Genomic DNA, 268 nt, shown 5'->3' on the forward strand with positions numbered 1-268 from the left:
GGTGACCATGTTCAGGCCGTGGCCCATAAGTTCGGTCAAAAGCAGACCGCGGCCCATGCGCCGGATCAGCGCGGCCTGTTCTTCGACACCGTGGGTGACATAGAGGTTATGCACGCCCCCGGCATTGGCGGTGCTCGGCAAGCCAAGCTTGCGCCCGGAGTAGGTGACCAGCACATATGACACCAGCTCTCCCTTTTCGACGAACGGCTTGGCGTAGGACGCCAGGCCATCGCCGTCGAATGCCGCGCTGCCCTAGGCACGCTTGAGG

1 pseudogene is annotated in these 268 nt (G+C 63.4%); it reads right to left on the reverse strand.

From position 1 onward, the window contains the following. A pseudogene (locus tag M2D63_RS25820) lies at nucleotides 1-252 on the reverse strand (metallopeptidase TldD-related protein); the annotation flags it as partial. Nucleotides 253-268: the final 16 nt, after the last annotated feature.

This window comes from Pseudomonas sp. BJa5 (assembly GCF_030272875.2).
Lineage (GTDB): Bacteria > Pseudomonadota > Gammaproteobacteria > Pseudomonadales > Pseudomonadaceae > Aquipseudomonas.